Below are 7,608 nucleotides of genomic sequence, written 5' to 3'. Positions count from 1 at the left end.
GCGTGCTGATGGACTGCCAGATGCCGGTGATGGACGGCTATACCGCGACCCGGATGCTGCGCCAGCAGCCGCACCTGAAGGACGTGCCGGTCATCGCGATGACCGCAAACGCCATGGTCGGGGACCGGGAGAAGGTGCTGGCGGCGGGCATGAACGACCACATCGCGAAGCCGATCYGGGTCGACGAGGCCTTCGCGACGATTGCACGCTGGGCACGCCCCGAAGTGCGTGGCCCTGGCTAGCGAGCCGCTGCGATTTTTTGTTCGACGGCGCAGTGCTGCCGGGCCTTGGTCGCAGCGGGCGCAGCAATCCGCCAGCGACAATTCCCCGCATGAACATGCTCACCCGCATCCTCGCGACCGCGATCCTGCTGGCCGCCCCGTTTCTCGCACTGGCCGAGCCCGGCACCCAGGTGGGCTCGCTCAGTCTGTCTCCCGACGGCCGCTACGTCGCGGGCATCGCCTACGTCAAGACGGCCACGGCCGCCTTCCTGATCGACCTCGAGAGCGATGCGGCTCAGCCACGGCTCCTGGCCAAGCCGGAGCACGATCCGCGGTACCGATCCGCCCTGATCCCGATCGCGGTGAACTGGGTGGCCAACGACCTTCTCGCGGTCGACTACAACAACCGCGAGTCGTTCTCGATCGACCTGTCCGGCAAGCAGGTCGCCACGCTTGGCGAGCGCTTCATCCGGCGCATGAGCAAGACCGGACCGCTGGCCGAATCGGTGTTGGTCTACCGCGACGTCGACGACAACGACATCGATCTGGTGAACGCACGCACCGGCAGCCGGCAGAAGTTCCGCGTCTCGTTGTCCGGCAAGCTCGCGGCCTGGGCCTTCGACGAATCGGGCGAACTGCGCGCGGTCCAGATGATCGATTCGAGCCGCTGGTCCGGCACCGCGAAGATCAGCAACTGGTACCGCCGCGCGTCGACCGAGGACTGGCAACTCCTGCAGGAGTGGCCGGCGAGTGCATTCAACGAGGTCTGGTACCCCTTCGACGTGCTGCCGCAGGCCGATACCCTGGCGGTGGCATCGCGGCAGGGGCGCGACAACTGGGCCGTCTTCAAGTACGACACCGTCTCGCGTCGGCATGTCGAGGTGATGGCGGCGCATGCGCAAGACGACATCCTGCTGATCGAAGGGCTCAACGCGCCGAACGTCGAGMGTGTCATCACCGGCGGCCTGCGCCCGCACACCTACTGGTTCGACGCGCGCTGGGCGGGCCTGCAGACCAGCATCGATGCCGCGCTGCCGGGGCGCACCAACGACCTGCAGGGCGACAAGAACGGGCGTGTGCTGGTCACCTCCTATGGCGATGTCGATCCGGGCCGCTGGTACGTGCTGGACACGCAGACGTTCAAGCTGAGCGAGATCGTCGCGGCGATGCCGAAGATCGATCCGGCTGGCATGCATCCCAAGCAGACGATGCGGTACGCCGCGCGCGACGGCCTGAGCATTCCGGCGTACCTGACGCGGCCCACCGGCTCCGATGCGCCGGCACCCACCGTGGTGCTGATCCACGGCGGCCCGAATGTTCGCGACCGGTGGGAGTGGGACGACGAGGTCCAGATGCTTGCGGACTCCGGCTACGTGGTCTTCCAGCCGCAGTTTCGCGGCTCCACGGGGTTCGGCCGCCGCTTCGAGGATGCCGGCTACCGCCAGTGGGGCCGCAGCATGCAGGACGACATCACCGACGGCGTCCAGCACCTCATCCAGGAAAAGATCACCGATCCCGCGCGGGTGTGCATCGTCGGGGCCAGCTACGGCGGCTACGCGGCGATGTGGGGCGCCATCAAGACGCCCACGCTGTACCGCTGCGCCGCCAGCTTCGCGGGTGTCAGCGACCTGGCCGACATGCTGTCGAGCGGCTGGTGGGACGACTCGACCGTTCTCTCGCGCGAGGTCTCACGCGATCGCATTGGCGACCCCGACAAGAACCGCGGCGCGCTGGACGAGGTCTCGCCGCTCAAGCATGCGGATCGCCTGCGCATCCCGATCTTCATCGCGCATGGCAACCTGGACCGGCGCGTGCTGTTCTCGCAAAGCAAGGCGATGGTGGACGCGCTCAAGCGCGCCGGCCAGCCGGTGGAATGGATGTGGTTCGACGACGACGGGCATGGCTTCTCGTCGACGAAGTCGCGCGTGCGCTACTACACGGCCCTCCTCGAATTTCTCGGCCGCCACCTCGCCGCGAATCCCGCTCCCGCCGGGAAGCCCTGACGCGGCGACGCGTCCGACGAGGCGGTGGCAGCAATTGCGGCCGGGCCTGGCAGGGCTCCCCCGCAAGAGGGTTTGAGGCGCTCGAATCTTGGTCGTACGCTCCCCGCCACTCACGGAGGAGTCCCCCATGACCTTGAAAGCAACCCTCGCCGCCCTGGCGCTCGTGGCCGCTGCGGCGGCTGTCCACGCCCACCCCCGCCCGGGCAACGATGTCCCGACATTCACCGAGATCCGCCGCGCCGTCCACACGGACAGCGTCGTCACGCTGAAGCCGTTGGTCGACGACGCCGACCAGCGCGGCCCGCACCGCATCGAGCTGCTGTCGGCACCGCAGTCCGGCTCGGCCGCCGTCTCGCCCGATGGCCGGCACGTGATCTACGCCGCCCCGGCCACCGCGGGCACCGATTCCTTCACCTACCGCGTCACCGACCGGGGCGGCCTCGCCGTCGAAGGCACGGCCCGCCTGGTGGTCTACGGCGATGCCACGCTGGCCACCTGCCGGCAGGACAGCACCGTCACGCCGGAGGGCGTGCTGGCCACGCGCACCAAGTCCAACGGCTGCGCCTACTACGGCAGCACCACCACCCGCGTCTCGATCGACGGCCCGGTGACGATGGACTACTTCGTCAACTGGCCGTCCGACGGCAGGCCGCCGAAGGCGGTGGTGGTGCTGCTCGGCGGCGGCGACTTCAACATGGCCATCCGCGGCAACCTGGACACCGGCGCCGGCGACGTGACCGGCGGTGCCAACAACTTCGTCGTGCGCACCGCACAACTCGTGGCCGATGCGGGCTACCTCGCCGTGGCGCTGGACCGGCCGGTGCCCGGCCCGCGCCTGGTGCCCGGCTCGACGAACGTGACCACCGCGACCGACTACTACCGCGTGTCGGTCGACCATGCGGTCGACATCCTCCGCGTGCTCGAATCGCTCGGCACCGGCCGCCTGCCCGTGTTCCTGTCCGGCACCAGCCGCGGCGCGATCTCGGTGGTGGCGCAGAACCTCATCGCCACCGGCATCGTCAGCTCCAGMACCGTCACCCTGGACCTCAGTGACGGCACTCACCGCCTGTGGGTGGGCAAGCCTGGCGTGCCCATGTTGCAGCCCTCGTACGTGCGCCGTCCCACGCAGGTGGTGTGGCATGCCGAGGACGGCTGCGCCGGCGTCTCGCCGGCCGGATCGCGCGCGTTCTACGACAGCCTGGTCGCCGCGGGCAACGATGCGTCGTTCAGCATCGGCACCGGCGGCGTGCGCGTCACCACCTCGGGCAACGGCGTGTCGCCCGATGTCTGCGGGCCGCTGGCCTACCACGGCTTCCTGGGCATCGAGAACACGGTCATCGGATCCATCACCGGCTGGCTCGACCAGCGCGTGGCCGCGCTCGGCCGCGACACGCCGCCCCACGCGGCCTCCACCGAGATCCGCACGGCCGCCGGCGTGCCCGCGCAGATTCACCTGTCCCGGCTCACGCACGACCGCGGATGGGGGCCGTTGTCATACGCGTTGCCCGGCACGGCCACCAGCTTCGGCGGCCAGGCGGTGTTGAACGGCCGCACCGTCACCTATACGCCGCCCGTAGGCATGACCAGCGGCGTCGACTACTTCGTCTACGCCGTCACCGACCGGCACGGCGGCGTCGGTGCCGCGGTGGTGACGATTCACATCGGCGACTGAAGGCCTGGTCAGGACGCCGACGCCTTGTTCACCGCGATCGCGGCGCGGAACAAGGCCTTCAGCGCTTCGGCGTCCGGCTTGTCGCCTTCGTGGAAGTCGATCGCGCGGCGCACGTTGCCGTCGAGGCTGGAGTTGAAGAGGCCCGCGGGGTCGGGCACCGAGGCGCCCTTCGCGAAGGTCAGCTTGACGGCCTTCTTGTAGGTCTCGCCGGTGCAGATCAGCCCGTGGTGCGACCAGGCGGCGGTGCCCCATTTCCATTCCTCGGTGACGCCGCGGTCGGATTGCGTGATCAGCTTGCGGAGCTTCGAGAGCATCTCGCCGCGCCAGTCGGCGAGGCCCGCGATCTTCTCGTCGATGAGTTCGGAGGGTGTCGGCATCGCATGATCGTACCGCCTAGACTTCGGCGATGGACATCCATCACGACGATTGGGCAACCCCGTTCGAGCGGGGCAACGGCAACCAGACCACCACCTGGCGCGCCTGCATCGATTTCCACCAGCGGTTGGCGCAGGCGTTCGGTGGGTGGCTGCGCTTCGAAGAGGCCGGAAGATCCGACGCCGGCGTGCCGATCCACGTCGGCGTGTTCTCGACCGACGGCGTCTTCGATCCGCAGGCGGTGAAGGCCGCCGGGCGCCCGGTGTTCTTCAACAACAACGGCATCCACCCTGGCGAGCCCGAAGGCATCGACGCCTGCATGGCGCTGTTGCGCGACCTGTGCCTCGATCCGGCACGGCGCGCGGCACTCGGGCGCACCGTGCTGGTCTACATCCCCGTCTACAACGTCGACGGGGCGCTGAACCGGCAGGACACCAGCCGTGTCAACCAGAACGGGCCGGAGGCCTTCGGCTTCCGCGGCAATGCGCGCCACCTCGACCTGAACCGCGATTTCATCAAGGCCGACAGCCTGAACACCCGCAGCTTCGCGCAGGTGTTCACCCGCTGGGACCCGGACGTGATGGTCGACACCCACACCTCGAACGGTGCCGACTACCAGCACGTGGTGACGCTGATCGCGACCCAGCCCGACAAGCTCGGCGGCCGCACCGGCGCGCACCTGCGCGAGGCGATGCTGCCCGCGCTGTACGCCGGCATGGCGCAGCGCGGCTTCCCGATGTGCCCGTACGTGAACACGCTGAAGGAGATCCCGGACGACGGCATTGCCGACTTCCTCGACTCGCCGCGCTTCTCCACCGGCTACGCGGCGCTGCACCACACGATCGGCTTCATGCCCGAGACGCACATGCTGAAGCCGTTCGAGGCGCGCTACCACGGCACGCGCGCGCTGGTGGAAGCGGCGCTTGCGCACACCGTGGCGCACGGTGACGCGATCCGCGCCGCGCGTGCGGCCGATCGCGCGGCGATCGCGGGTGGCGCGCCGGTCGCGCTCGACTGGCAGCTCGACCTGCAGCGCAGCCGGCCCGTGCGCTTCGGCGGCTTCACCGCGGTGCATGAACCGAGCCGCCTCGGCAGCTACCAGCGCTTGCGCTACGACCGGAAGGCGCCGTGGGAGAAGGACATCGCGTACTTCGACCGCTGGCAGCCCACCGCCAGCGTGCGGCCGCCGCGTGCCTACCTGCTGCCGCAGGCCTGGCACGACGTGGTGCTGCGCCTGCAGGCGCACGGGGTGAGCCTGCAGCGCGTGGCGCGCGCCGACCGCGTGCGGGCCGAGGCCTGCCGCATCGTGCACTTCGAGAAACGGCGGGCGCCGTTCGAAGGCCGGCACCTGCACGATGAGCTGGAGGTCGAGACCGAGGCCCGCCTCTTCGACGTGGCCGAAGGCGACTGGCTGGTGCCGCTCGGCGGGCCGCACGACCGCTTCATCGTCGAGGTGCTGGAGCCGCTGGGCATCGACAGCCTGTTCCGCTGGGCGTTCTTCGACAGCGTGCTCGACAGGAAGGAGGCCTTCAGCGACTACGTGTTCGAGGACGAGGCCGAGCGGCTGCTGGCCGAAGAGCCTGGCCTGCGCGATCGCTTCGAGGCATGGAAGGCGGCCCACCCCGGCTTGCTCGGCGATCGCGATGCGGTGCTCGGCTTCATCTTCCTCGCCGCGCAGCGCTATGCGGAGCCCGAGTGGCGGCTGTATCCGGTGCTGCGCCTGCTCGAGCTGCCGCAAGCCTGAGCTGCCGCGCGCTCGATCAGGGGAGCGGCGTCAGCACGAACGCGTGCTGCTGGCCGCCGATGGTGCCGGTGCCGGCGATCTGCCCCGCATCGTTCAGGTACAGCTTGTCGGCGTTGATGTTCGACAGCCCCGGCACCGCGGTGTTCAGGTTGACCATCACGCCGCCGGCGTAGAAAAACGGCTGCTTCGCGCCGCTGGCGATCGTCGAGTTGCCGACGACCTGGCCCTGCGCATTGACGCCGGTCGCGATGCTGGTGGTGCCGCCCAGCGTGCCCAGGTCTGCCATCGTCGTGCCGTCGTGCAGGAAGGCATGCGTCTGGTTGGCGGCCGTGCGTGCCGAGCCGACGACGTGGCCGTGCCGGTTGATCGCCTTGCCGAGGCTGCTGCTGCCGCCCAGCGTGCCCAGGTCAACCATGCCCTGCGCGCCAAGAAGGAACGCATGGCCGATCCCGGCCGCGGTGGCGCTGCTGCCGGTGACCTGGCCGCTGTCGTTCACCGCGAAGGCATTGCAGAACGTGCCGCCCAGCGTGCCCGGATCGACCAGGCCGCCGCCGCTCGACAGGAAGCAGCGCGACTTGCCCGCGGCGTCGTACGCGGAGCCGACGACCAGCCCGGCGTTGTTGATCGCATACGCCTGGCTGTAGTCGCCGCCGTAGGTGCCCAGGTCCGCCATGCCGGCGGCGGTGGCGAGGAAGGCGTGGTCCTTGCCGTCGGCGCGGCGCGAGTAGCCGGCGAACTGGCCGCTGTCGTTGATCCCGACGACGATCGCGAAGCTGCCGCCCAGCGTGCCCACGTCGGCCACGCCGGCGGGCGACAGCAGCGCGGCATCGGTCGCCGTGCCGTCGGCGCTGAGCACGCTGCCCGCCGCCACGCCGCTGGCATTGACGGCGAGGGCGCGGCCGAGCCCCGGGCTCAGCACGGTCGCGATGCCGGCCGTCCAGATCACCGCGCGGGGCGAACCGTCGGCCGCTTCGGCATAGCCGACGACCTGGCCCGCGTTGTTGATGCCGTCCGCGACGCTGGCGGCGCCGCCCACCGTGCCCAGGTCGGTCAGCGTCCAGCCCGCGGCGCATGCCGACGTGGCGGTCAGCAGCGACACCAGGCCCCCCGCCGCAACCTGCAGCAGCTTCGTCGTCTTCATCGAACCTCTCCCGTGGAACGCCCCGATGGCGCGGCGCCATTCTCGGCCGCGCCCGGCGGAAAGGCACTGCGCGTCAGTGGGATTGCCTTCCCGCCCAGGGTGCTGTCAGCCACGCGAGCCAGCGGGGTCGCCAGGCCAGCGCCTGCGCCACCAGCAGGGCGGATGCCGCCAGCGACATCACCCACACCAGCACTGCCATCGTCACGTGATCGGCGAGCAGGCAGGCCCCGAACGACACCGCCAACGCGGCGCCGCCCAGCACGCGCAGGCCGATCGCGGTGCGCCGGTCCGGCCCGGCCGCGCTGGCGCGCACCTGCTGCCAGTGCACCTCCATCGCCAGCGCCAGCCACGCGATGCCGCCGGCGCTGCACAGCAGTGCGAGGGTCAACAGCAGGCCCTTAGGCATTCGCGGTCTCCGCGTCGTCCGGGGCCGCTGCGCCGGTCTCGGCGAC

At 70.1% G+C, this 7,608-nt stretch carries 7 protein-coding genes; 4 read left to right on the top strand and 3 right to left on the bottom strand.

Annotation, left to right across the window (positions count from 1 at the left end):
• The 3 genes from AC1D15_RS12210 to AC1D15_RS12200 all read left to right on the top strand — a co-directional run.
• A partial coding sequence (locus tag AC1D15_RS12210; RefSeq protein WP_477826175.1) for a response regulator occupies positions 1-242 on the top strand: 242 nt, incomplete at its 5' end.
• A gap of 89 nt (positions 243-331) precedes the next feature.
• On the top strand, positions 332-2,224 hold the full coding sequence (locus AC1D15_RS12205; protein ID WP_477826174.1) for an alpha/beta hydrolase family protein: 1,893 nt from the start codon (positions 332-334) through the stop codon (positions 2,222-2,224).
• 127 nt (positions 2,225-2,351) lie between these two features.
• The gene (locus tag AC1D15_RS12200) at positions 2,352-3,896 is read left to right on the top strand and encodes an Ig-like domain-containing protein (protein WP_477826173.1); all 1,545 of its coding nucleotides are present in this window, start codon (positions 2,352-2,354) and stop codon (positions 3,894-3,896) included.
• Positions 3,897-3,904: 8 nt separating this feature from the next.
• Here the strand turns inward: AC1D15_RS12200 and AC1D15_RS12195 are convergent, their stop codons facing one another.
• The gene (locus AC1D15_RS12195) at positions 3,905-4,273 is read right to left on the bottom strand and encodes a DUF1801 domain-containing protein (protein ID WP_465113988.1); all 369 of its coding nucleotides are present in this window, start codon (positions 4,271-4,273) and stop codon (positions 3,905-3,907) included.
• Between the two features lie 29 nt (positions 4,274-4,302).
• Between AC1D15_RS12195 and AC1D15_RS12190 the strand changes: the two genes are divergently transcribed.
• Positions 4,303-6,015: a M14 family zinc carboxypeptidase gene (locus AC1D15_RS12190; protein ID WP_477826172.1), complete on the top strand. Its 1,713-nt coding sequence runs from the start codon at positions 4,303-4,305 to the stop codon at positions 6,013-6,015.
• 16 nt (positions 6,016-6,031) lie between these two features.
• Here AC1D15_RS12190 and AC1D15_RS12185 read toward each other — a convergent pair whose 3' ends face one another.
• Positions 6,032-7,156, bottom strand: coding sequence for a hypothetical protein (locus AC1D15_RS12185; RefSeq protein WP_477826171.1), 1,125 nt, complete (start codon positions 7,154-7,156; stop codon positions 6,032-6,034).
• Positions 7,157-7,229: 73 nt separating this feature from the next.
• Positions 7,230-7,562 carry a DUF3325 domain-containing protein gene (locus AC1D15_RS12180; protein ID WP_477826170.1) on the bottom strand — a complete coding sequence of 111 codons (333 nt, stop codon included), beginning with the start codon at positions 7,560-7,562 and terminating at the stop codon, positions 7,230-7,232.
• Positions 7,563-7,608: the final 46 nt, after the last annotated feature.

Source organism: Rhizobacter sp. P2_H2, from assembly GCF_056403375.1.
The sequence above is the reverse complement of the archived record's forward strand: the minus strand, read 5'-3'. Positions and strand labels throughout refer to the sequence as shown.

What these genes read in the sequence shown, in the direction of transcription:
- AC1D15_RS12195 (WP_465113988.1), bottom strand. Translation starts at nt 4,273, where the DNA reads ATGCCGACACCCTCCGAACTCATCGACGAGAAGATCGCGGGCCTCGCC.
- AC1D15_RS12190 (WP_477826172.1), top strand. Translation starts at nt 4,303, where the DNA reads ATGGACATCCATCACGACGATTGGGCAACCCCGTTCGAGCGGGGCAAC.
- AC1D15_RS12185 (WP_477826171.1), bottom strand. Translation starts at nt 7,156, where the DNA reads ATGAAGACGACGAAGCTGCTGCAGGTTGCGGCGGGGGGCCTGGTGTCG.
- AC1D15_RS12180 (WP_477826170.1), bottom strand. Translation starts at nt 7,562, where the DNA reads ATGCCTAAGGGCCTGCTGTTGACCCTCGCACTGCTGTGCAGCGCCGGC.